The following is a 24,348-nucleotide window of genomic DNA, read 5'->3' on the forward strand; positions in this document are numbered from 1 at the left end:
CCCAGAAGTGTTATCACGAAGATTGTAACCAATTACAAAATCCAGTGATTTTTAATTTTACGTTCATCACTGGATTCTGGAACTGGGTCTTTATAGGAGTATTTAAATGTTTAAAGTGCCCATAAAATTAATCGTTAAAAACCCTATTGTACCTGATTTATCCTCAGGTCCATAAATTCTTCTGACTATAGGGGACGTCCAGGGAAGAACATTTTCAAAAGCATGTAAATAACGCTCTTTGAACGAATTCTTTTGCAGAATATATAGGGTTAAAGGACTGGTTTTCTCCAGATCAGAAGGCGTGGAAAGTTGCTTTCTTTCACCTGTTCGACAGCTAAAAAAGAAAGGGACCATAGTGAGGGTTAATAATGCTCAGTGATACCCCGTTGAAAACAAAGATGATACTCTATACCGTGCTCGGGGTTTTTCTAATCCTTACGGCTTCCACAGCTGTGATTATTTCCACGGTTACAACGCAGGAAGAAAAGCTGGCCTACCAGCAGTCAGTTGAAATGGCTTCCAATTATGCAAACCAGTTTGATGCAGACATGAAAGCCAACCTTGCCATTGCAAGGACGATTTCCACTGTCATGACAAGTTACGAAACTGCAGACCGGGACGAAGCTCTTCTTATTCTGGAAAACCTGCTCCTGGACAATCCTCTTCTCCTTGGGACCTATGTAGCTTTTGAGCCTGATGCCTTTGACGGGAAAGACGCTGAGTATGTAAATGCTCCTGCCCATGATGAAACTGGCAGGTTTGTCCCTTACTGGAATAAAATGAACGGGACTGTTGCAGTTGCACCTCTGCTTCATTATGATGATTCGGATTATTACCAGCTTCCAAAAGATACGAAAAAAGATATGCTCACTGAGCCCTATTTTTATGAAGGGGTCTTCATGGTGAGTTACGTTTCTCCTATCATTAAGGATGGGGAATTTATCGGGGTAGGGGGAGTGGACGTTTCCCTTGAATATGTGGATGAAGTGGTAAGTGAGGTCCGGACTTTTGATACCGGATACGCTTTTATGGTCAGCAACGAGGGAATTCTTCTGTCCCACCCGACCCATAAGGACTGGATCGGAAAAAAGAATCTTTATGATTTAGGAGGGGAAGAACTCAAAACAGCCTCCTTTAATATTAAAAACGGGGTCAGTGGACATATTGAAACAATGGATCCTACAACCGGAAAAACCGTTATTATGTTTTACGAACCTGTTGAGACCGGAGACTTTGCTTTCGTACTGGTCGTCCCGAAAGAAGAAATGCTTGCCGGAGTTACCGATCTAAGAGACCGGCTTCTTATCATCTCTGCAATCTCAATTCTGTTCATGGCTGCTCTGGCTTATATGATTGCGAGATCCGTAACAAAGCCAATTAACAGAATTGTTGATGACTTCAAGAATATTGCTGAAGACGCTGTTAAAGGGAAGCTCGATGTAAGGGCAAATACCCATGTGGAAATTGATTTTCGGGAAATTCCCCGTGGCTTGAATGAAATCATCAATTCTGTGGTTATCCCTATCCGGGAAACCATGCGGGTAACCAATGCCCTTGCACAGGGGGAGTTGAAGGAAAGGGTCAATGTGGACGTGCAGGGGGAGTTCCGGGAACTTGAGGACACGCTGGATAAGTTTTCCGAAACCCTTAATATGATTATTGACGACTCGACCGCCGTGCTTACAGCTTTTCAACACAATGACTTCAAGCGCTCTATCCGGATACATGGGCAGGGAGACTTCAAACTCCTGACCGATGGGATTGAAGAGACCCGCCTGGTCCTTGACAGGGTTACAACCCAGCGCAGGGAAGCAGAAAAAGCCTTAATTGAGTATGCAAGAAAGCTTGAGCACTCAAACAGGTTAAAAGAAGAAATGGAACGAATAATCAACACCAGCCCTGTGATTGTCTTTTTGTGGAAGTACGAAGAAGGCTGGCCAATAGAGTTTGTCTCGGAAAACATTACCTTGCTTGGATATGATGTAGAGGATTTTACCTCTAACAGGATTCTTTATGCGGACATTGTCTATCCGGAAGACCTTGAAAAGATGCACAAAGAGCTTGCCCGGAACGTGGAGTCCGGCTGTGATGTCTATACCTCGGAGTACCGGATCTTTACCAGATCCGGGGAAATCCGCTGGGTGGATGAGAGGACTTTTATTCAGAGGGACGAGAAAGATGAGATCCACCTTCAGGGCATCATCCTTGATATAACCGAACATAAAAAAGCTGAAGATGCCCTTTTGCAGATGGAAGAAATCCGCAAAAAAGAGATTCACCACAGGATCAAGAACAACCTTCAGGTAATCTCAACCCTGCTCTACCTGGAATCCGGAAATTTCAATGATGAAAAGGTAATCGAGGCTTTCAGGAACAGCCAGCACAGGATTAAGTCGATGGCTCTTGTCCATGAAAAACTATATCAGTCCGAAGATATGGTAAGTGTAGACTTTGCAGACTACATCCAGAACCTTGCAAACTACCTTTTCGGAGCATATTCCGTGGGTGACAAAAATATCAGCCTGAGACTCGATGTTGATAATGTTTTCCTCGGAATGGATACTGCAGTTCCCCTGGGCATTATTATCAACGAACTTGTTTCAAACGCCCTTAAACATGCCTTTTCGGAAGGAGAAAGCGGGAAGATCTGCGTCTGTCTCAAAAAAGAGGATAAAGGAAAGGTCGGCATAAAGGCTGAACATGCAGGCACCGGAAAAGAACGCAAAACAGGAATCTCCGGGGAGTATTTTTCACTCATTGTCAGGGATAACGGCAAAGGCTTCCCTGAAGAAATAGATTTCAGAGAAACTGACTCCCTGGGCATGCAGCTTGTGGTCACACTTGTGGACCAGATTGAGGGAAGCATTGAACTTAACACAAGTAGGGGAACCGAATTCAGGATCAGATTTCGGGAATTGAAATACAAGCAAAAATTATGACTGCTGCTATTGATCGAGTTGCAGTGACTAATCTGGCAGAAACTGCTCTCAAAATAAGCAGGATTGTTGAAGTATATCATGATGATGGAAGTAAAATTAAAAGGAAGTAAAATTAAAAGGAAGTAAAATTAAAAGGAAGTAAAATTAAAAGGAAGTAAAAGGTAAAATCTGCAGGGAATGAGATAATTACAGTGATTTATGTGCCAGTTCATTTCACTATTTTCACTTTGTTTCAGGGGTGGAGTAAAGGAGATGTTCAACAGCCTATGTATCAGGTCATAAATTTGCCTGATTCCTCTTGTTTCCGAATGACCTTCAATTTGCCATTATCTCAATTTGCCATTCAGGATCATGTCCATAACATCACAAAATCCTTACTTGAGATCTTGAGGTCTTTTCGATCATTAGCTGTTTACTAATTGGTTTTCCTTTCTCATATTTGTTAATTCGATTTTCTCTCAGGTTGGGGTTCCTTTATGAGAAGTTATTTTAACTGGCATTTTCTTGTTTTTCTCTCATATCCTGACAAATTTCCTTTTCTTCGATGAGTTCCCAAACTCATATCCCATTGAGTTTCTTTTTGATGTATCTGGTTTTACATCTTATATTTGTTTCTCAAAATTATCCCTTATTTTGAGTCTCAAATCATGCCAGGATGAACCTCTTTTTGCTTTTCCTGACAGATTCTTATTATATAATTGATGATATATAGCCCAACCTGTGAAGTTCCTTCAAATGACGTGGGTTCGGGAAAGGATCTCAGGACATTACCCATTTCATGTGATTTTTTAATGCCGTTAAAAGTTTCAATCACTTGAAATAAATCAAGTAAATCATTTGAAATAAAGAGGTAAATCACTTAAAAAGAGCAAGTAAATAACTTAAAAAGAGCAGGTATTATTTGGAGGTACCCGAGGAATATGGCCTTAAATCCCATGACCACAGTCCTCAGGTAAATGTTGTAATGCATTTGCTAGGGTTCAAGAGAAGCTAAGAACGCTGCCTGCACACCTCAGGCAATCTAGCTGTTCTCTTTCTCTTTGTTCTCAGTTTGTCCCGTAAGTGCCGGATTACATTCCCACATGCAGCCCGGAAACCTTTCGTTCTTTCCTGAGATTCATTTTAATTTCATTTCGAGGATGCAACAATTTTCCTATGCTATACTTAATCCATTTTTGTACCATTTTTAATATGGTTTTCAAACCTTCTCTTTTATTATACCGGGAATTTACTCAAGACAAGTTGTCTATTCCAGAAGGTTTGATCAGTTTCCCAGTGTGTGATTTATTCTATAACTCCGATAATATATAGCCCAATCTATGGGGTTCTTTCAAAACTTTCAGGTAAAAGAGAGAGTGAAAAGGATATTCCTTTGGCATAGGATTTTTTGATGCTGTTAAATTTTTTGAGCGGCTTGAAATTCTCCTTACTTAAAAAAGTATATTTTCAGGTCAGATATGGAAAATTAACCCAAAATCTAAACTTTAGAGATAAAACACTGCAGTGAGTTATTATATCTGGCTTTTGTCCAGGGTCCATAACTGATTTATGTTTTTCTATCGTTTTTTACCTTGCTGGAATGCCAACCGCAGCCGTATATGGTGAGGGGGAAAAGGCCATGAAGATGTCATCTTCGGATATTCTGGGATAATATCTCCCGATTAATTAGAGATAACCAAAACATAACATATTAATAAAAGTTTATTTATATTAGGGGGTAGCAATGAGCTCCTCTTTATGCGATACTATCTGGCTTTCTGAAAAAAGAAAAAACCTCCTCCTTTTACTTATGGAGGGACCCCGGGACATCGAGCAAATAAAGACTTCTCTTAATGTGAATTCTAAAGCTATGATGCCTCAAATCAAGATCCTGAAAAAGCAGGAGTTGATTCTCCAGAAAGGGGGAACCTACGAGCTTTCGGAGATAGGAAAACTTGTGGTAGGGAATATGCTCCCTCTCCTGAATACACTTGAGGTCCTCGAAGAAAATAAGGAATACTGGGCAAGCCGGGATACTAGCGTCATACCCCATGACCTTTTCATGCGCCTCGGTGAGCTTGGAGAATGTATGGTGATTGAGCCTGACCTGAACCATCTCTTTGACCTCCCCAGGGAATTTACGGAAAATCTTTCGAAATCCGGGTGCATCCTGAGTTCTCTTTCCTATTATCACCCTCTGTATCCTTCTCTATATTCGAAGCTTGCAATGAGTGAAGTTAAAGTGGAACTCGTGCTAACGGAATCCGTGTTTGAGAGACTCAAAAATGACTCTCCCGATGAGCTCAGGTCCTTTCTTGATTCCAAAAATACAATTGTATTGGTCTGTGAAGAAAGTCTCAATATTCCCACCATTGCCGTCACGGATCGTTTCATGTATCTCTGCCTTTTCAACAGGCAGGGAAAATATGACCACCGAAAGGTGATGAGCTTCGATGCAAGTGCACTTCGCTGGGGCAGAGAGCTTTTCATGCATTACAGAAAATCCGCCCGGGAAGTAACAGACTTTTAATGCCCTCGGTTTTTTAAAAACGGTAGTTGACGGTCCATGCTGAGTCTTTCCCCAAAAGCTCGAATTCACGGAAATCTGGTACTATGAGGTTCAAAGACGTCCCCTTAAAGCCAAAGCTGGTTATTCTTATTGTTGTCGGAGTTTTTCTCGTTCTTGCCGTATCCATGGCAGTCATCATCGGGACAGTAACCTCTCAGGAAGAAAAGCTTGCTTATGAGAAATCCATTGAAATGGCAGACAACTATGCAAACCAGTTCGATGCCCATATGAAAGCCAATCAAGCTGTTGCACGAACCCTTGCGCTTACAATGGCTGAGTACGAAGCCTCTGACAGGGAAGAGGCAATAGACATCCTTGAAAATGTCCTTGAAGGGAACCCCAGTTTAATCGGCGTCTATCTGGGTTATGAGCCGAATGCCTTTGACGGCAGGGATAGAGACTATGTTAATACCTCCGGGCACGATGCAACCGGCAGGTTTGTCCCGTATTGCAACAAGATTGAAGGCCCTCTGGTGGTTGAGTCCCTTGTTCATTATGATTCTTCTGACTACTACCAGCTGCCAAAAGCTACTGGTAAGGATATTCTGACCGAACCCTACTTTTACGAAGGAATATTCATGATGAGTTACGACTCTCCTATTTTTAAAGACGGAGAGTTTGCAGGGATTGCTGGCGTGGATGTCCCGCTTGAATATGTGGACGAGGTCGCAAGCAATATCCGGACTTTTGATACGGGATATGCTTTCATGGTAAGCAACACCGGTGTTTTCCTTTCTCATCCCACGCGGAAAGACTGGATCGGCAAAAAGAGCTTTTCTGATTTTGATTCAAAAGAGATTAAAAATGCCTCAGATGATATTCGGCAGGGGATAGGAGGGCACATTGAAGTTAAGGACCCGACCACAGGCAAGACCGTTATTATGTTTTACGAACCTGTTGAAACAGGAGAATCTGCATTTGTGCTGGTAGTCCCTAAAGAAGAAATGCTTGCCGGGGTTGCTGATCTGAGGGATTGGCTTCTTATCATCTCTGCAATCTCGATAATTTTTATGGCGGCTCTGGCTTATATGATTGCACGGTCCATCACAAAACCTATCGATGAAATTGTTGATGATTTCAGGAACATTGCGCAGGAAGCGGTTAAAGGGAAGCTCGATGTAAGGGCAAATACCGATGTGGAAATTGATTTCCGGGAAATTCCAAGCGGTCTGAACGAAATTCTTAGGGCCGTGATTGTGCCTGTCCGGGAAACCATAAGGGTAACCAACGCCCTTGCAAAAGGGGAGTTGAAGGAACGGGTCAATGTAGATGTACAGGGAGAGTTCAGGGATCTTGGGGATACCCTTGATAAGTTTTCCGAAACCCTCAACAGGATCATTGATGATTCAAATGCTGTTTTGACTGCTTTTCAGCACAATGATTTCAAGCGAGAGATCCTTGTGCATGGACACGGAGACTTTAAGCTCCTTACGAACGGGATTGAAGAGACCCGCAGGGCTCTTGATCTTGTTACAGCGCAGCGCAGCGCCGCAGAAAAAGCCCTGCTGGATTACGCAATGGAGCTGGAACGTTCCAATAAGCTTAAAGAGGAAATGGAACGAGTCATCAACAATAGTCCGGTAATAGTCTTTTTATGGAAATATGAATCCGGCTGGCCTGCAAAATTTGTCTCGGAAAACATTACGCGGTTAGGGTATGAAGTAACGGATTTTACCTCAAAGAAGGTATTCTACGAAGATATCGTCCACCCGGAAGACCTCGAAAATATGCACGAAGAGCTTGCCCGGAATGTGGAGTCCGGCTGTGATGTCTATACCTCGGAGTACCGGATCTTTACCAGGTCCGGGGAAGTCCGCTGGGTGGATGAGAGGACTTTTATTCAGAGGGACGAGAAAGATGAGATCCACCTTCAGGGTATCATCCTTGACATAACCGAACATAAAAAAGCTGAAGAGGTCCTGTTACAGATCGAAGAAATCCATAAAAAAGAAATTCATCACAGGATAAAAAATAACCTTCAGGTAATCTCAACCCTGCTCTACCTGGAATCCGGAAACTTCTCAGATAGGAAGGTAATGGATGCCTTCAAAGAGAGTCAGCACAGGGTGAAGTCAATGGCACTTGTTCATGAAAAACTCTACCAGTCTGAAGATATGGTAAGTGTGGACTTTGCAGATTACATTCAGAATCTTTCCAATTATCTCTTCCAATCCTATTCAGTGGGGAGCGGAAAACTCAGTCTAAGACTTGATGTTGATAACGTTTTCCTCGGAATGGATACTGCAGTTCCCCTGGGCATTATTATCAACGAACTTGTTTCAAACGCCCTTAAACATGCCTTTTCGGAAGGAGAGGACGGAGAAATCTACATCCAGTTGCACAGGAACAGAAGAGATTCACCTTCTTATAGAGAAAATTATAAAAATGCAGAAGATCAAGTGGCTAAGTGCGAGAAACCCGATTGTACTGGCATTAGCAGCACACAGGGGATAAATAAAGTAGAGGATAGGCTGACCCTGATTGTCAGAGATGATGGCAAAGGGTTCCCTGAAGGCCTCGATTTCAGAAATACGGATTCCCTCGGGCTCCAGCTGGTGACTGCACTTGTAGACCAGATTAACGGGAGCATAGAACTTGACACCAGCAGAGGAACCGGATTTATAATTACCTTTCAGGATCTGAAGTACAAACCAGGGGTGTAAAGAATGGCAGAAGGACGAATTCTGATAGTAGAAGATGAACATATCGTTGCGATGGGAATTAAGCGCATGTTGAAGGGCCTGGGATATACGGTTACAGGTGTCGCTTCATCCGGAGAGGATGCCATAAGCAAAGCTGAGAGCACTTTTCCTGACCTGGTGTTGATGGACATAATGCTGAAAGGAGAACTTGACGGCGTGGAAGCTGCAAAGGAGATCAAAGAACGCTTTGATGTGCCTGTGGTTTTCCTTACTGCTTATTCCGACAGCACTATTCTCGAGCGGGTTAAAAAGACCGGACCCTCCGGCTATATCGTAAAACCTTTTGACGAAAAAGACCTGCACAGCAATATAGAAATAGCCCTGCACAGGCACAGGAATGAAAAAGAAGACCTTGAGGAGAATTGAAGGGGAAAGATAGGCAGGTAGAGAAAGGTAATCTTTTATAAACTTTTCAGCACAATTATTCTTGAGTTCAGCTCTTCAACTCTGATTCAACTTTTCAGACCTGTAAACCTTTTATTCATCTGTTCGCGAGAGCTTTTTACTCCACAAACCCCCTTCTAATTCTGGTTGTTTCCTTTTCTGGTTGTTTCCATTATCCTGCTAAATGATCACTGTAGAAACGGATAGATGAAGATAAATGAAGGAGACAAAGATAAAATGAAGATTTTCATAGGGGAAAAATTTTAAGGTTAAAATTTATAATGGCATTAAAAAATCTCGTGTCCCTTGCCATAACCTTTCTTTTCGGCACAGGATAAAGCCTTTAAATTATCTCATCTCTTCGGTCAGTACCGTATAGTGGAGGCTATATAGCTTTATTTATATAGAGACTTCGCATAAGGGAAACTATCGGGTTGAGTCTTTGTTTGACCACGTGGTTTTTACGGGAATAAAGTCCTCTGGATAGATGGAATAATGGCAATCCAGGAGATTGCCCGGGGATTGATATTGACTATCATCAATGAGCCTGCGTCAAAAGCCCTTAAGCATGCCTTTTCTGAAGGAGAAGGTAAGATTTGAATTCAGTTGACATAAAGATTAAAATGATATTAATTATGAAATCAACAACTTCAACAGGATAATAGGGGAGTTAAAAATAATTCCGGAGCTGAAGTACAAAACGAAGGTGTAACGAATGTCAGAAGGAAAAATTCTGATTGTCGAAGATGAACATATTGTCGCAATGGGAATAAAACGGATGTTAAAGAGCTTGGGGTATACACTGGCAGGCGTTGCTTCATCCGGAGAGGATGCTATAAATAAAGCCGAAAGCACTTTTCCTGATCTTGTGTTGATGGACATAATGCTAAAAGGGGACATGAACGGGATAGAAGCTGCAAAAGAGATCAAAGCACGCTTTGATGTGCCTGTGGTTTACCTGACTGCCTGTTCTGACAGCAAAATAGTGGAGTGTGCCTGGAAGACGGGACCCCTGGGGTATATTGTAAAACCCTTTGATGAAAAGGACCTGAAAAAAAGTATTGATGTGGCTCTGCGCAGGCACAGGATGGAACTAAATGAGCTTGAAAAAGGCTCTTATAACGCTGAAAAAGGTTCCGATGAGCTTGAGAAAGGTTCCGAAAAGTGTGAAAAATGCTCCAGAAAACTTCCTGAGTCTGTTGAATGTACTGAAAGTCTTCTGAATTTTAAATAACTCTCTGATTTTTTGGGTTATATATTCAATTCTTCATCTCTTTTTTGATAACTCTTTTCCATTTTTGAATTTGTCTCGAATCTTTTAACTCCATTTGAGTTTTTACTCCTTTTCAATTTTTGATTTATTAAGCCTTCTTCAATTCTTCTTCAAGGGTTTCAGCTACGGTTTTCAGGACTTTTGCCCTTGAATAACGCTTGTCCCTGGATTCGATAATTATCCATGGGGCACCTGTGGTACTCGTTTTCTGGAACATCTCCTCGGCTGCAACTTTATAATCGTCCCATCTGTTCCGGTTTCTCCAGTCGTCTTCTGTAATTTTCCAGCGTTTTTCCGGGTCATTTAGCCTGCTTTCAAAACGCTCGAGCTGGGTTTCTTTATCTATCTGAAGCCAGAATTTGAAGATAATTGCTCCTGCATCGGCAAGGATTTTTTCAAACTCATTGATTTCCCTGTAGGCTCTTCTCCATTCTTCTTCCGTACAGAACTCTTCCACTCTTTCTACGAGGACACGCCCGTACCAGCTTCGGTCAAAAATAGTTATATGTCCTGCCATTGGGATTGCGTCACAGAAACGCCAGAGGTAATGGTGGGCTTTTTCAGTATCATTCGGTGAACCCACGGGCACAACCCTGTAAAGCCGGGGGTTGAGTTCTTCAACAAGGCGGCGAATGTCCCCTCCTTTCCCTGCAGCATCCCAGCCTTCAAAGATTATAACAACTGAACGTTTTTTTCTAAAAAGCTCATACTGGAGGGTTTCGAGTCTGTGCTGGTAAAGCTTTTTAGACTCCCTGTATTCTTCCACAGAAAGGGTTTTTGAGAGGTCGGCCTTTTCCAGGGCTGAACCGTTAAGTACAGGGAGATTTGTAGTTACTATGTCAAGATATTTGATTGTCTGCTGCCCGGGAATCTTTGTGATCTTTTCAATAGATTTCTCGATTGCGTGAGTTACTGTTACCATGATTTTCAGGACTGCAAAGTTCCTGTCATTCGCCTCGACTATTGTCCATGGTGCATTAGGGACATCTGTTTTCTCAAGGATTTTTTCTACAACAGGCAGGTGTTCATCATACTGTTCGATAAAATCCAGTTCTTTTCCGTTTTTTCCTTCATATTCATCAAGAATAAGGGGAATATCTTTTTTTTTGATTTCCTTGAAACGCTCTTTCTGTTCTTTCTCACTGATGTGGAGGAAAAACTTGAGTATCAGGTACCCATCATCCACAAGCTGGCGCTCAAAATAGGTTATTTCTTCCAGGATCTTTTCCAGGGCTATTTCGTCTTTTTCTTTTCCGAAAAGCTCGATTACTGCTCTGCTGTACCAGCTCCGGTCAAAGATTCCAAGTCTTCCTTTTACAGGAATTCGCGCCCAGAACCGCAGAAGGAAAGGCTTGAGGCGGTTCTCGTAACAGGGCCTGGCCATGGTATGGAAATCAAATCCTCGCGGGTCCAGAGGCAGGATAAACCGGTTGATGTCCTCCCCCATTCCTGATGCATGCCAGCCCTCAAAAACAAGTATAATGGGTATTTTCAGCTCCCATGCTCTTCGTTGAAGCTCACCGAGTTTAACCTCAAGTGTTTTCATACTCGTCTTATATTCTTCGTTTGTTATTGCCTGGGATAAGTCAACGTTTTCAAGCATACGGGAGTCCTGTGTTATTCTTTAAAACCAGATTTCTAAGTGTTTAGAATAATATTAACTATGCAGGTATAAGTTTTGTCTTTATTTCGTATATAATAACGATATAGATATGTCCAACTAGTTATTTAAATTTTTGAGGCAGATAATGTAAATAGAGACTAAAGGCAGGTAAGAAGTAATGTAAGTAAAGAGGGAGGTCTTATCTAGAATCATCTACTATATAAATAATTTTTATGTCGCTTCTCGGCGTTCTAATTTTTTGGAAGTCCGCACCTAATTGCCCAGGAGAGTTCATATATAGTAAAACTCTATTTTTTACTTACCGATATGTTTTTTACGCACAATACCTATCCAATAGTCTATACCAACGAGATTAAAAACTATTTTATAAATATAGTCTGATACATTAACAAGAAAACTTAAGGTATATCCTGTAACCACCTGACAATTATATACATCGCGATGTGTATTCGGGCATAAGTTGCTATTTTGATGCACTCCAAGTTAAATTTGCAACATATAGCATATAATATTATATGGATTGGTTGTCCCTCGTATTATTAGTATGTTTTTTATACCACTCGCCAGTAGAATACATATCAAAAAATAGATTATATATTATACATTTTTGTCTTAATAAATCTATATTCAGTGACAATCGATTGGATCGAATTATGTGCATAATAAAAAATGTGTTTTGTATAACTGATTTATATGGTTAATTCAGGATTTGATTCTAATAATACTTTATGATATTGAATATATATTTTAATATGTGGCTACATGAGGGCGCTTTTATTATAATTACCACTATTAGACATATATGTTGAACAAACGATTGTACCTTCTATTAAATAATGTGACGCCAAATTATGTGCACAGCATAAAATATATAAATAATTGTCGGCAATAATTAAACGTCCCAGATCTTTTAATAGACATATTTACAAGAGTATCTTTGAGGCAGTAACCAACAGAAGAACTAACTAAGAAAACCAACACTGTGATTAGGCATATATGATTATCTATTGAGTAAGCAATATAAGTTAAAGTTACGCACCATGCATAACCTTTAGTTAAGAAGGTATGAGTTATATGCAACGTAATGCATATGTGTAACAGTTACTCAAAAAAATATACACATATTCTGAAAAGGATATTTATTTGTGAAGTCGCGATTTAGATTACCACACCCACAACTTTTAAATTTTTTCTGGCAAATAAGGGATTTTTTTACACCGTGTGTTTAAAATCAGATTGTATTTATAATATACTTTTTTAAGCAAATAGGGTAGACTACACAGCCCAAATACTCTCAAAAACACATACGTGATGGATCCCCGTTTGTCCAAAAAATATCTTAAAATAAGCGCATTGGTTGGAGCGGTGTGTCTTTTTTTTTGAAAGCGTGTTTTTCTAAAGAACCCCTGCAACAGAGTATCCTATACATATAGTATATAGGTACAATTGTCTTTATTTTCAGAATTATTTTCCAGTAATATTGTTTCGTATCTAATATTGCGGTGGTCGGTAGAAAGTACTCTATTCCTATAGTTTATAGAATGAATGACTTTACTAAATTGGGGGTTGACCTGGAAATGACGCTCAATGCAAAATTTGTTCCTATATATTATAGGAATGAATTATTTGAGACATTTTCATTGGGCATGGGGACTGGCTCAAAAATGAGGGCCTGAAAATAAAATAGACCAATATGCAGACAGGTAATTATTGCAATACGGATATATTAAAAAATATAGGTTTTGTTCAGTAAAGGCGGCATTTAGATATTTGGGGAAGAATCCAGTTCTTTTGTCGACTGAATGAGTTCTAAAATTCATATTTGGGGGATAAACCACAACCCGGTTCTGAGTAAAGTCATTTTTTACCCAATTACTTCACTTTCCCTGAAAGTTAGTTTAGATACGTCATCCAGTTATTGCCTGGCAATTACATATTTACTAATAAATTAATCTTTTATCTACCTATGTGTATATAGTGATATTTGAACCAAATTCTCTATATACTAATTACTTTGAAAATGGACTGAAACACATAGTACTGGAGGAAAATGTTTTAAATAGTAAAGATAAATTTTCAGTTAAAAAAATAGTTGATAAATTAATGTCTCGTTTAACAATTTTTTAGACGGATCAACCTATTTTTAGATATTTAGTTGATATTTACTGGCAATATTTATATATTTACTAACATATTAATATTTTATTGACATATATTTATATAAACGTATTTAGGCCAAATACTCTACACTAAATACGTTGAAAAGAGGTTGATACACATAAGCAAACAAATGATAAAATGTCATCATATATTGCCCTGTCTTGCTTTAGGATAAAAAAATTAACTAAATCTGGCATTTTTTCACAATTTGTTGTATTGGACTTGTGGACCTGGACAAGTCATTAAATGGTTACATAAGAAGTAAATTCTTGTTAGTCACATATTGACATATTAATTTTATCACGAACTAATTTTTAATATCACATCATTTTCATTATAGTATTGTATCCAGAGTTTAAGCTCATTATTTAGTATTTTATTTATGGACATTTTTGCAAGTACATTGTTTAAGCTTACATTAATTAGTTATATTTTTGAAATGAAGTTGCTGTTACCTATTATTATATCCACCAGTGGATTTTATTATAAGTAACTTTATATTGTTACATGTATTTAAACCAGAGTTGGAGTCGATTTATCCTCCATTTTTGCTAAAAAATAGAAAAATTCATGTAACGAAATTATAACTCCAGCTTTAAATCAAAAATTTCTTCAAAAAGTTCATACTTTTTGCGAGCTCTATAGAGGTACTGACGGACCGGGTTTTCATCTTTTGCCCGTGCAACAAGGGCTTCAATTTCCCCTTTTGAAAAAACTGCTTCCAGTTTTTTTATGGGGACGGCCTCAAGTTCTTTCCAGCTGTCAATCACAGGGTTACTCAGAGGGATGGGGATAGGAAGAAGCATTACCTGAGTTTCGTCTACCCAGTTCCAGTCGGAATCATATATATTTGCATAGAAAGCCCCGCATGAAATGCACTTCGTTATGACTGCGATATTCCTCCCTGTAGAATGATAGCTAAGGCTCAGGAGCATGGAGTCGCAGCTGGTGCAATTTCCAATCTCGTTTTTTTCCAGGCTATACGCAGGTATTCGGTTTTCTTCGATGTAAAGAGTTTTCTCATTAAGGTCATACCTATATTCCACATTATCCGCTCCTGAATGAGGCCTGAAGTCCCGGAAAGTTAAGTTTTTCTGATCCAGGTCCGGGTACTTAATTTTCCATATGATTTCTGTCTAAGGTAATAACCTTTATTAATTAATCCCTCTTTTGATAAAAAAATTGTGAGTTCAAGGTCCCCTTTGTTATTCCCATACTCTTATTTTTTACCAGCATTTAGAACTCCAACTAAAGTTGCCGCACATTTATTCAACAATATACTTTTAAACCTCTTTTTTATAGGTAATCAAGTTACATAAAGAAAAAAATTCCATGCCGCATTAAAGAAAAATAAACCCTTATAACAGCCCCATCATTCTGTTTCTTGAGATTTTATCAGACTTTGGGACAATATGGCAAATATTTTTATCGAACAGAAAAACCAGATTTTTATTATATCAATCAAATAACTCGGCGTATTTTTGGGAATTAAACACAAGCTTAATATATATGTTCGTAAGAATATAATAATTTTGTTGAGTAAATATATTATTCGAGTATTCAAATTAATAACAGGAATTTTAAAGGCTTTTTCAGCTATCGAAATATTAAATAGTTTTATCAGAATAAGTAGTTAAAAACAAAAGTATAAAAGTCCTGAATCTGTGCAGGACAACTTAAATAGAACTCCAAGAATATATAATGGAAATGGATCCTAAAAAGCGATATATTGGAGAAAGGATATATATATACACAAAACTGACCTTGAAGCAAAGTAAAATTGCCTGAAGAGCAGTAGCTTTAATATCTATTCCCATCATGACGAATAAATTTACAAACCTATATATAGAGCTATAACTGACATAGTTTACTACATCAGTAAGGTGGTAATTTATGGTATCCATCCGAGCTAAAATTAAAGCCAGATTAGAGAAATTTCTTGAAGTAGATTCCAGTGGATATCGAAGGGCTATTCTGTGTATCTTCATCAGAGTAAAGAAAGCAACTATTGATGAGCTGCATGAAATGCTTTCAAGTAGATATAATGTATCAAGAAATACCGTAGCATCCATGGTAGGATACATTCATTCGAAACTTGGAATTCTGAGAGCACATAAGGAGTCCTACAAAACCCCGATGGTTTATCTTTTAAGAGAAGAGTACGTAGACCTGCTTATGAAGATAGTTGCTTCTTCCACGAAAAAATCTACTAATTCCGCAGCCTGAACAGCTTATCACTTCAACCCCAATTGCCTGATAGAAAATGTCACTTGTGAAAAACGCACCAAGAACCGCAACTACCATCGTAGTGCGATCGGATGCAAATGCCCGTATAGGCCAATCAAGAGACCCATACTATAATCTTATGAGGCGTATTTTTCAGGAAGACGCCACTGCAGTACGGGGTCAGAAATTCCTGTCAATGGTTGAAGAGCGACAGACTGCCGGCAATGCCATCCGAACTGATGAATGGAAGACCATTCTGGAAGAACTCCAGATAGGCCGTGCCTCTTTTTATGCAATGCGCAATAAACTCCTGGGAGCCGGGCTTATCTCAATAAAAAACAAGGAGTACCGGCTTTCCGGCCAGTTCTCAAAAGACCTTATAAACATGGCCCGCTGGTGGTGGACTGCTGTCCTCAACCAGTCCGAAGAAAGCCTGTGATTCGATAAGGAATAATACCCTTTTTACCGGAATAATAATTCCTTTTTTTAAATTAAACTTTTTAGAATTCTGATTTTCTATTCTATATCTTAAACTTTTAACAAATCCAAAGGCGCTCAGTCGAAAGTTATATATAGGAGATCTTCCTTTAGAAGATACGCTTCAAGGCGCAAGAATCACGCCCCACAGCGAAAAATCATCGAAGCCCGGTAGTGTAGTGGTCAATCATGCGGGACTCTGGATCCTGCAACCTCGGTTCGAATCCGTGCCGGGCTATACCCATTTTTTAAGTAATCCCGTTCTTTTGATTCATAGCGAAATGTCTTATTTTTTTTAACCTTTAAATTAAATATTTTAAATTAAACTTATACCACATTAATCTGAGGTTTTGCATCAATAATATTTTCTACTCGCTCCCATTAGAGATTAGCAGGAGCTTTCCAATGGGCATTTTGGAAGATATTCAAACATTTTTTTTCGAAAACGTCATCAATATTTGTATCAATCAAGGGTTTTTGTTAAGTCTTGATTCATTGGTCATCGGTTAAGATTCGTTTTAATTCTCACGTTACTGTTTTTCCAATCTACCATTTTTCATTTGAACTATTCTTCCCTAAACCTTTCTCTGTTTACATGTGGATCCAATTTTACATGTGGATCCAATGCCGGGTTTTATATGTACCCATCACTGTTTCAAAAGTAAGCTCAATTCCACATCTATGCAAAATCACTGTCAATAAATTTGGTGCGTTTTCAGCAAATGTTATGCTCCCCTCTCCCGGGAGAGAGAATTGCATGACCCATAATTGAGCTTGATAGGGAAAATCATTTTCTTTTATAGGGGCTTCTTTTTTAATAAATCCTGCCTGACAGCAAATTAACAAAGTATATAACATATAAAAATCAACTAAAATTATTAGAAAGAAAGTATAGCTTAAGCGGGGAGTTTACAATGATGAGCTTATTTTCCGATAAAGCATCAATCGGAGATAAAGTCAATCTGACTTTGATTAATGGGAGAGTGTTGGAGGGAAAAATAGAAGGTTTTGGCGAAGACTTTACCATAATCAAAACTAAAAGAGGGACTGCCGGCATATATTATAAAATGATAGGAGCCTGGGAAATCCTCTCTGACTCAAATCCGGACCAGGGTTTAGAAGACCCTTTAAGCTGTATGGACCCGGAATCTGCGGATCCGGAACCTGAATACGAGGCGATGGAGCAAACTCGAAATCCTGAAACTGGGGAAGAGGTATTAGAAAACGAAGCCGAGGACTGCAATCCTGTTGAAAACCAGATCGAAGAGGCTCTCGGAAACTTTAAAGCAAAAGTAGCCTCTGCAAAGCTGACTCTTCATGAGCCGAATATGTCATTTCCATTAAATAGCCTCGATTCAACCCATCTGCAGGAAGACAAAAAGAAATGGGATAAAATAAACAGCCAGTACCAGAACTGCATAAAAAACAAAAATTATTCTCCACTACCTTCTCTGGTCTCGGAATTGTTGAAATTTGCGGAAAAATACCAGAAACTCGGTGTTTTTCACTACAACGCAGGTTGCTATCTGGTGCACCTTGAGGCTTTCCGGCAAGCCCAGAGTTATTTTGAAGAAGCATTCTCCCGGGAACCCTTGCCTGAATATATCTATAATACTGCATATGCTGCCCTTAAAACTAATGACTATGAAAAAGCCCATATTGGCTTAGCAGTATACTTTAACCTGATACCTCCGATGGAAGATCCTGATGCATGGTACATGTTCTGCAGCCTGACTGAAAAAGAATTCGAGTATTCAACATTTGGAGATACCCTTCTTTCATTACCGGGACAAAACCCCGGAATAGAGGGAGCTGCCAGAAAGGAAAATGAGGAATACGTTAATGATACTCCCCCTCTTTTGCTAAAATCAGCACTTTATGTCCTTCAGAGGGATAAAAAATACAAAGCTGCAGAACCTCTTATAACGGCCTTGCAAGAAAAGGACCCGGAACACAAAACTCTTGACCTGGAAAATGTAACGTCCCTGCTCGAATCGGCCTTTAAAAACTATTCCAGACAAACATGCAAGGAATATGAAAGGCTTATAGGCTATGGAAAACTCACGGGCCTTTTGAAAGAATATAGAGGCTCCCGCATGGAAAGCTCTTCTTCTATTAAGTATTCTCCCCCTATTAATTCCCCACCTATTATTAACCCCAATAACTCTTCTATTAACTCCTCTAATACTTCGACTAATAACTCTTCTATTAACTCATCCAATACTTCGACCAATAACTCTTCTATTAACTCATCCAATACTTCGACTAATAACTCTTCTATTAACTCCTCTAATACTTCGATTACCCCCAATAACTCCCCTATTACCCCCAATAACTCCCCTATTACCCCCAATAACTTTCCTATTATTTCCAATAAACTAAAACCATCCCCCGATGAAATAGATTCTTTCAATGGAAATGAGCCTGACGATGAAGTAGGGCGAGCAAGGGAAGAATTCTGCAGTAAAATTCCCCGAAAGCAGGGCCAGATTTTCAAGTATCTTGCACCGCAGGGTTACGGGTTTATAATCGGCCAGGACGGGAAAACCTATTTTTTCCATGTCAGTGCAATAATCGACAGTTCGATATCTGACGTTGATTTAAATAATGTATACTGGGGAGCCCAAATCCAGGTAATATTTCAGCCCACAAAAGGCTCGCAGGGAGATATAGCTGTCCAGATCTCTGCATACCCTGTAGTGAATGAGATGCAAAAGCTAGCTGAGAGATATGCAGACTCCGGAGATTTCGGGAAAGCAATAGAGCAGATAAAGTATGTGCTCTCAATTGATTCAGAACATCCGGACTCAAGACCCCTCCTTGAAACCTGGACGAAAAAGCAAAAAGAAATCCTTGAAGAGGAAAGGGCCCTTAATGAATTGATTGAAACAGAACCTGGTAATACGGAAAGCTGGCGTTCTAAAGTTGAGTTCCTCATAGGACACAAAAGATATGAAGAGGCACTTTATGCACTTGATGAAGTAATCAGTATTACTCCTAATTTTATAAATTCCCTTCCATCAAAAAGACAGTTATCTTCTTTTAGTGAGCTCTGTGATTTTAATCCCGAATACGTGAAAGCCACATGCAAAAAAAGTTTTGTGCTCTATCAGCTCGGAAGGTATAAAGAGGCATTAGGACTCGCAAATAAAACACTTGAAATTGAACCGGACCATGTGGGTGCTCTTTCCCTTAAAGCTTCCAGCCTCCTGAAACTCCAGAGATTTCAGGAGGCTTTAGAGCTTTTAGGCCTTGCACTTGATCTGGACCCTAAGAATAGTGAACTCCTCTTTTTGAAAGGAAAGGCACTTTTAAAGTTCCATAAATATGAAGAAGGGCTTGAGTACCTTGAAAAAGCGTACCAGCTTACACCAAAAAAGCCTGAGATACTCCTGAGAAAAGGATATGCCCTCTCCAAGCTAAATAGGTTTGAAGAGGCTTTAAAAGCCTATGATAAGATAATAAACATCCAGCCAGATAATGAAAAAGCGCTGTCAAATAAAGGTTTCATCCTTATAATGACTGGAAAATATGAAGACGCGCTCAGCCTGTATAACGGGCTAATACAGCTAAATCCATTCAATTCAGTCCTCTGGTCAAAGAAAGGAGCAATCCTTACAAAAATGCACAGATCAGAAGAAGCCTTAAAAGCTGTTGACCGGGCTTTGGAAATTGTCCCTGACGACTCAGATTCCCTTTTTACAAGAGGCTATATTTACTCTAAAATCGGAATGTATGATGAAGCATTGAGGCACTTTAACAGCGTCCTGGAACTTGATCCCTATGACCAGAAAGCTCTTGCAAAAAAGGCGTTTATGCTTTCAAGGTTGGGTAAACACGATGAAGCGTTTATAGCTATTGAAGATGCACTCAAAATTAATTGGCATAATTCAAGAACCTGGTATTACAAGGGTGTCCTCCATTACAACATAGAAGAATACGATAAAGCACTTTCAGCTTTTAACAGGTCTGCAGAATTAAACCTCGAAGATACCCGAATTGAAAAAATGAAGCAGTTTACTCTTATTAAACTTGGCATACCTGAAGGAAAAACTGGAGTTGCAGTTAATACGTTAAAGGTTGAAGAGGAACTGTTTGATAGAGAACTGCAGGAAGAGTATGAACTGGAATTTGAAGATTAAACCCGCACCAGGAGAAAACAGGTATAGAACTCTCTTTAATGTTTACTGTAAAAATTTTTATAATGTTTTCCGCGGGGATTTGTGTAATGTTTACTGCAGGGATTTTTGAATATGGCTCTCCTTAAGTATTTCCTGTGATCTTGATCAGCCTTTCAATTCTTTTTTTATATGCCATATCCAGGGATACGAGACACGAATACTGTTCACATGGGTGGCTTTCATGTCCGTCGTAAAATTTTCAAAATTTCAAGTTGAAAAGCATAGGATTCTCGGTGTTAATGATAATAATAATTCAAATAGTTCTAAAAAAAAATTATAATAAGAAAAATGACAAAAATCAAAGTAAAGATAAGACCACCATCTGTATAAAGTGATTTTATTCCATTTTAGGCTTTTTTAGGTTATTTTCCAGGGGCTTAAGAGAAGTAAACAACTAATATACTATCCAAATAATGTTAGTGCAATGAGATAACTATTTATAATAAGTATATGTAGTTATTACTGTAGTAAAAACATAAAACAATAAAAAACATAAAACAACCTACAGTGGGGGAAAAACATGAGAATCAGAGTAGTTAGCTCAAGAGAAGAAATCTTTACACTCAATCCTAATGAACGTATCGTACACCTGGCTTTCCGGCCTTCTAACAAAGACATCTTTGGATTGGTTGAAACCTGCCCGAAGATTGAGGTAATACAGCTTCCGAAATCATACAGGCGCACGGTTTCAAAGTCCATAGAAATGTTCCTTCAGATGCAGAGAGTCCAGCTTATTGAAGGGGATGTCTGGGGACACAGGAAAGATATTAATGAATACTACAGCATTTCATCCTCAATAATTGAAAAGATTAAAGACATGAAAATAGAAGGTAAATCCGCTGAAGAGATTGAGAAAAGAGTTTCAAGGGAGAGCAAGTTAAACTCCGAAATGGTTGCTTATATCATGAGTAAGGAAATTACTGCCTGAATCTACATCGGATAAGGTATACCCTTGGTAATGTATGACCCTTAAGACTTTGCTGGAGATTAGACCTTACAGAACATCGATTCCACATTTAGCACCTAATCTCCAGTTTTAATCCTCTTCTAGATATATACTCCTCGTCTTATAGAATGTGGAATTTTTGAGTTAATAACTGCTTCAATTCTGAATCCTATTGACCAATATATTCAAAGAAGCTTTCGACTTGTTTCAAAAGGACACTTTTCCTGAGTAGATCTGAAGTGCTTCCACTGCACACATAAAGGTGGGGGGTTAGGGTCTTTGATATATCAGATCTGGTTTGTTTTTCAATTATTAATAGCCCTTTCGACTAATTCTCTTTGTCCGATGCTGTCTTCTCCCCATTTCTGTTTCATCTCTTCACTCCATTGAAGTTTGTACTCTCCAATCATAGATATCGGAATTGTAAAAACTTTTGCTCTTGTATTTCGGGGAGTGCTGCACTTTAACCATTTATACTGGTTTGTTTCAGCATCATATGCTATGCAGTAATCAAGTTTAAATGCGCCCGGTATCTCTGGGGGTTTATAGTAAACTTGCTTTAATCCTCCTTTTGGCTCCTTTCTTTGCTTGTGCTTCCCACCTGTTACCTTAGCTTCTTCTTTTCTTATTTCTTCTAAATACCTTAAGCTTCTATCAACTTCACTTCTAAATATAATCATATGCCATTTTAGGGACAGGGGATATTGTTTTCTTAAAAGTTCCTTTAATTCGGCTATTAGATCAGAGTCGTTTGTTGTGTTTTCAATTTTTTCCATTATTTCTTTCATTCGAGATAGATTTGACCTCTGCCTTTCCTGACTTGTTACCATAGCTATCGCCATCATTTAAAGTATCTTTGTACAGTTCTTATACGAAGACTTAGTTCTTAAATTTTTTCCTCAGGAGATGATTTTCAGTAGTAAGGACAAGGGTAAAAATGAAGCTGAAAAAAGAAATAAAAGAGAAGACTCTTCGCTGTTTCCTATGGGTTAGAAATATTTGCGTAGTTATAAAGTCGCCAAGCCAAAAAGAGAAACATTGAGCTTGAATGTGATTTTTAAAGGCAAATGCCTCTGAATTTTGTAGATGTTCTTCCGGCATTTAGGAGATGAATTTAAGTTACCCACTCAAAACAGCGAAGAGCCAAAGAGATATAGATACATTATCAAGAATTATACAAAGAAAGTGGATGTAAAAGGGTTAAAGGATTAATCAACTGAGCGTCAATTTTCACAGAATAAATCAGTACTTTCGTACCATTTCCTCCTGCCATTTTACCTCCGGCCACCCCCTTACACCCCTGATTCGGTTTATTTTGTCCAGGTAACTTATTACATCATCAGCATGAAAACCAAGGTCCCGGAGTACACATCCAAGAACAGTGCCAGTCCTGCCTATCCCGCCCATACAGTGAACAACAATTCCCTTCCCTGCATCCACTTCTCGCCTTATTACTTCAGTTGCGTCTCTTACAAGTTCCTCCTGCATTTGAGGGTTAATTGGCGGAAAACCGTGGTGCAGATCTTCCAACTCTGCAGAAAACAGTACTTCAAGAGGATAGGGGTTATAGGAAACCTTTGAATCGCAGAGGCAGACCACACCTGAGAAGCCAGCACCCCCAATATTTTTCCAGGGGGTACGCATTCCGGGATAAGACATACCGGCAAGAAGTGCTGGTTCCTTAAGCACGACATATAAGTTCAGGGGAATTCTGATACCATCTATTGCAGGCATTTCCAGAGGGCTCAATAGAGAAAGGGTCATGCAGAAGGTATGAAAACAGGATGTATAAATTATTTATTCAGTTTTAAATTAATTTTAAAAATTAAAACCAGAACATATCATGCTCTGAAAAAATGAGAAGGCCTGTTTTTCAGAAGGCCTGTTTTTCAGGAGGTCCGTTTTATATAAAAGTTATCCGAAAAAAGATACAGGGATGAAGGTTAAGCAGTTAACGTTTTTATGCTCGCCTGCATCCTGTAGAAATACCTTTCCTGAAACTAAATTTGCTAATTGATTACGGTTTCAATTGCAGGTTAAGTTTAGGGCGCTGAGTCTCACTTCCTGCTTCGGTGCTGTAGAAAGCTACGTAATTATTGTTTTCCGTGCGGGCTTTGATCAGGAATCCCGTATTTTCGTATTTGCCACTGGCATATTCATTTACCAGGTCAGTTACATCAATCTCGTGGTATGTGCTATCCGGAAGTTCACTGGCTTTAAGGGTTATCGTAGCGTATGGAGTACTGCCCTGCAAGACACCATTTTTATCGTACCAGTCTCCTCCGGCATTATTCCATGCAACACCGTTGTCTTTTTTGTTCCAGCTCACATAATCAGGATTCCATGAAGCAGCAGGTCTGTAGACCTCGATCACAGTATCCTCAGGTCTTGAGGTTCTTGAAGGATAATACCAGTAGAGAGAAAGGGCTGCGTTAATAACTTCCCCGGAAGCTTCATATTCACTCAGGTCAAACCGCATTACATCCCTGTACCTTCCAACTCCACCAATTCCGCCGATGTCAATAAAGGACGAACTCTTGTAGACTGTGTTAGAGGAGGCTTCACGCAGGCGGTTGTCCTTTGCCCCGGTCACAGTCACATCAATAACCGGGTTTACAGCTGCCTGTTCGGTTACGGTGAGCCTGGGTTTCCGGTTCTCACTTCCTGCTTCGGTGCTGTAAAAAGCTATGTAATTGTTGTTTTCCGTACGGGCTTTGATCAGGAATCCCGTATTTTCATATTTGCCGCTGGCGTACTCTTTTACCAGGCCAGTTACATCAAGCTCGTGGTATGTGCTATCCGGAAGTTCACTGGCTTTAAGGGTTATCGTAGCGTATGGAGTACTGCCCTGCAAGACACCATTTTTATCGTACCAGTCTCCTCCGGCA

14 protein-coding genes and 1 tRNA gene are annotated in these 24,348 nt (G+C 39.4%); 10 read left to right on the forward strand and 5 right to left on the reverse strand.

Translation table 11 applies throughout. From position 1 onward, the window contains the following. Positions 1-368 precede the first annotated feature (368 nt). From EO92_RS10055 to EO92_RS10075, 5 genes are all read left to right on the forward strand, one after another. Positions 369-2,939: a histidine kinase dimerization/phosphoacceptor domain -containing protein gene (locus EO92_RS10055; protein WP_048171315.1), complete on the forward strand. Its 2,571-nt coding sequence runs from the start codon at positions 369-371 to the stop codon at positions 2,937-2,939. A gap of 1,723 nt (positions 2,940-4,662) precedes the next feature. Further along, on the forward strand, positions 4,663-5,448 hold the full coding sequence (locus EO92_RS10060) for a winged helix-turn-helix domain-containing protein (RefSeq protein WP_048171317.1): 786 nt from the start codon (positions 4,663-4,665) through the stop codon (positions 5,446-5,448). An 83-nt stretch (positions 5,449-5,531) separates the two neighbouring features. Continuing rightward, positions 5,532-8,150 (forward strand): histidine kinase dimerization/phosphoacceptor domain -containing protein, encoded by a 2,619-nt coding sequence (locus EO92_RS10065; protein WP_048171319.1) that lies wholly within the window; start codon positions 5,532-5,534, stop codon positions 8,148-8,150. 3 nt (positions 8,151-8,153) lie between these two features. Continuing rightward, a complete protein-coding gene (locus tag EO92_RS10070; protein ID WP_048171321.1) occupies positions 8,154-8,555 on the forward strand; it encodes a response regulator in 402 nt (133 codons plus the stop codon). Between the two features lie 733 nt (positions 8,556-9,288). After that, entirely contained in the window at positions 9,289-9,807 is a 519-nt protein-coding gene (locus EO92_RS10075) for a response regulator (protein ID WP_048171324.1), read from the forward strand. A gap of 127 nt (positions 9,808-9,934) precedes the next feature. On the opposite strand, the gene pap is transcribed toward EO92_RS10075, so the two are convergent. Together pap and EO92_RS10085 are read right to left on the reverse strand one after the other, a co-directional pair. Next, a complete protein-coding gene (gene pap, locus EO92_RS10080; protein ID WP_048171327.1) occupies positions 9,935-11,449 on the reverse strand; it encodes a polyphosphate:AMP phosphotransferase in 1,515 nt (504 codons plus the stop codon). Between the two features lie 2,762 nt (positions 11,450-14,211). Next, on the reverse strand, positions 14,212-14,676 hold the full coding sequence (locus EO92_RS10085; protein WP_048171330.1) for a hypothetical protein: 465 nt from the start codon (positions 14,674-14,676) through the stop codon (positions 14,212-14,214). 847 nt (positions 14,677-15,523) lie between these two features. Here EO92_RS10085 and EO92_RS10090 point away from each other — a divergent pair. From EO92_RS10090 to EO92_RS10110, 5 genes are all read left to right on the forward strand, one after another. Next, a complete protein-coding gene (locus EO92_RS10090; protein ID WP_048133979.1) occupies positions 15,524-15,856 on the forward strand; it encodes a DUF2551 domain-containing protein in 333 nt (110 codons plus the stop codon). Positions 15,857-15,893: 37 nt separating this feature from the next. After that, on the forward strand, positions 15,894-16,295 hold the full coding sequence (locus EO92_RS10095) for a hypothetical protein (RefSeq protein WP_048133975.1): 402 nt from the start codon (positions 15,894-15,896) through the stop codon (positions 16,293-16,295). 203 nt (positions 16,296-16,498) lie between these two features. Then, a tRNA-Gln gene (locus tag EO92_RS10100) sits at positions 16,499-16,571 on the forward strand. A 676-nt stretch (positions 16,572-17,247) separates the two neighbouring features. Beyond that, complete coding sequence (locus EO92_RS10105) at positions 17,248-20,475, forward strand: tetratricopeptide repeat protein (RefSeq protein ID WP_048171332.1); 3,228 nt, start codon at positions 17,248-17,250, stop codon at positions 20,473-20,475. A gap of 559 nt (positions 20,476-21,034) precedes the next feature. Continuing rightward, positions 21,035-21,442, forward strand: a complete 408-nt coding sequence (locus EO92_RS10110; protein ID WP_048133968.1) for a DUF1699 family protein — start codon at positions 21,035-21,037, stop codon at positions 21,440-21,442. Positions 21,443-21,765: 323 nt separating this feature from the next. Here the strand turns inward: EO92_RS10110 and EO92_RS10115 are convergent, their stop codons facing one another. The 3 genes from EO92_RS10115 to EO92_RS10125 form a co-directional block, all read right to left on the reverse strand. Next, complete coding sequence (locus tag EO92_RS10115; RefSeq protein ID WP_235283286.1) at positions 21,766-22,248, reverse strand: hypothetical protein; 483 nt, start codon at positions 22,246-22,248, stop codon at positions 21,766-21,768. 454 nt (positions 22,249-22,702) lie between these two features. Further along, entirely contained in the window at positions 22,703-23,224 is a 522-nt protein-coding gene (locus EO92_RS10120; RefSeq protein WP_048171334.1) for a dual specificity protein phosphatase family protein, read from the reverse strand. Positions 23,225-23,477: 253 nt separating this feature from the next. Then, positions 23,478-24,348: disaggregatase related repeat-containing protein (locus tag EO92_RS10125; RefSeq protein ID WP_048171336.1), on the reverse strand; the 871-nt coding region annotated here is incomplete at its 5' end.

Source organism: Methanosarcina sp. 2.H.A.1B.4 (assembly GCF_000979385.1).
Lineage (GTDB): Archaea > Halobacteriota > Methanosarcinia > Methanosarcinales > Methanosarcinaceae > Methanosarcina.

What these genes read in the sequence shown, in the direction of transcription:
- EO92_RS10055 (WP_048171315.1), top strand. Translation starts at nt 369, where the DNA reads ATGCTCAGTGATACCCCGTTGAAAACAAAGATGATACTCTATACCGTG.
- EO92_RS10060 (WP_048171317.1), top strand. Translation starts at nt 4,663, where the DNA reads ATGAGCTCCTCTTTATGCGATACTATCTGGCTTTCTGAAAAAAGAAAA.
- EO92_RS10065 (WP_048171319.1), top strand. Translation starts at nt 5,532, where the DNA reads ATGAGGTTCAAAGACGTCCCCTTAAAGCCAAAGCTGGTTATTCTTATT.
- EO92_RS10070 (WP_048171321.1), top strand. Translation starts at nt 8,154, where the DNA reads ATGGCAGAAGGACGAATTCTGATAGTAGAAGATGAACATATCGTTGCG.
- EO92_RS10075 (WP_048171324.1), top strand. Translation starts at nt 9,289, where the DNA reads ATGTCAGAAGGAAAAATTCTGATTGTCGAAGATGAACATATTGTCGCA.
- pap (WP_048171327.1), bottom strand. Translation starts at nt 11,449, where the DNA reads ATGCTTGAAAACGTTGACTTATCCCAGGCAATAACAAACGAAGAATAT.
- EO92_RS10090 (WP_048133979.1), top strand. Translation starts at nt 15,524, where the DNA reads ATGGTATCCATCCGAGCTAAAATTAAAGCCAGATTAGAGAAATTTCTT.
- EO92_RS10095 (WP_048133975.1), top strand. Translation starts at nt 15,894, where the DNA reads ATGTCACTTGTGAAAAACGCACCAAGAACCGCAACTACCATCGTAGTG.
- EO92_RS10105 (WP_048171332.1), top strand. Translation starts at nt 17,248, where the DNA reads ATGATGAGCTTATTTTCCGATAAAGCATCAATCGGAGATAAAGTCAAT.
- EO92_RS10110 (WP_048133968.1), top strand. Translation starts at nt 21,035, where the DNA reads ATGAGAATCAGAGTAGTTAGCTCAAGAGAAGAAATCTTTACACTCAAT.
- EO92_RS10115 (WP_235283286.1), bottom strand. Translation starts at nt 22,248, where the DNA reads ATGAAAGAAATAATGGAAAAAATTGAAAACACAACAAACGACTCTGAT.
- EO92_RS10120 (WP_048171334.1), bottom strand. Translation starts at nt 23,224, where the DNA reads ATGACCCTTTCTCTATTGAGCCCTCTGGAAATGCCTGCAATAGATGGT.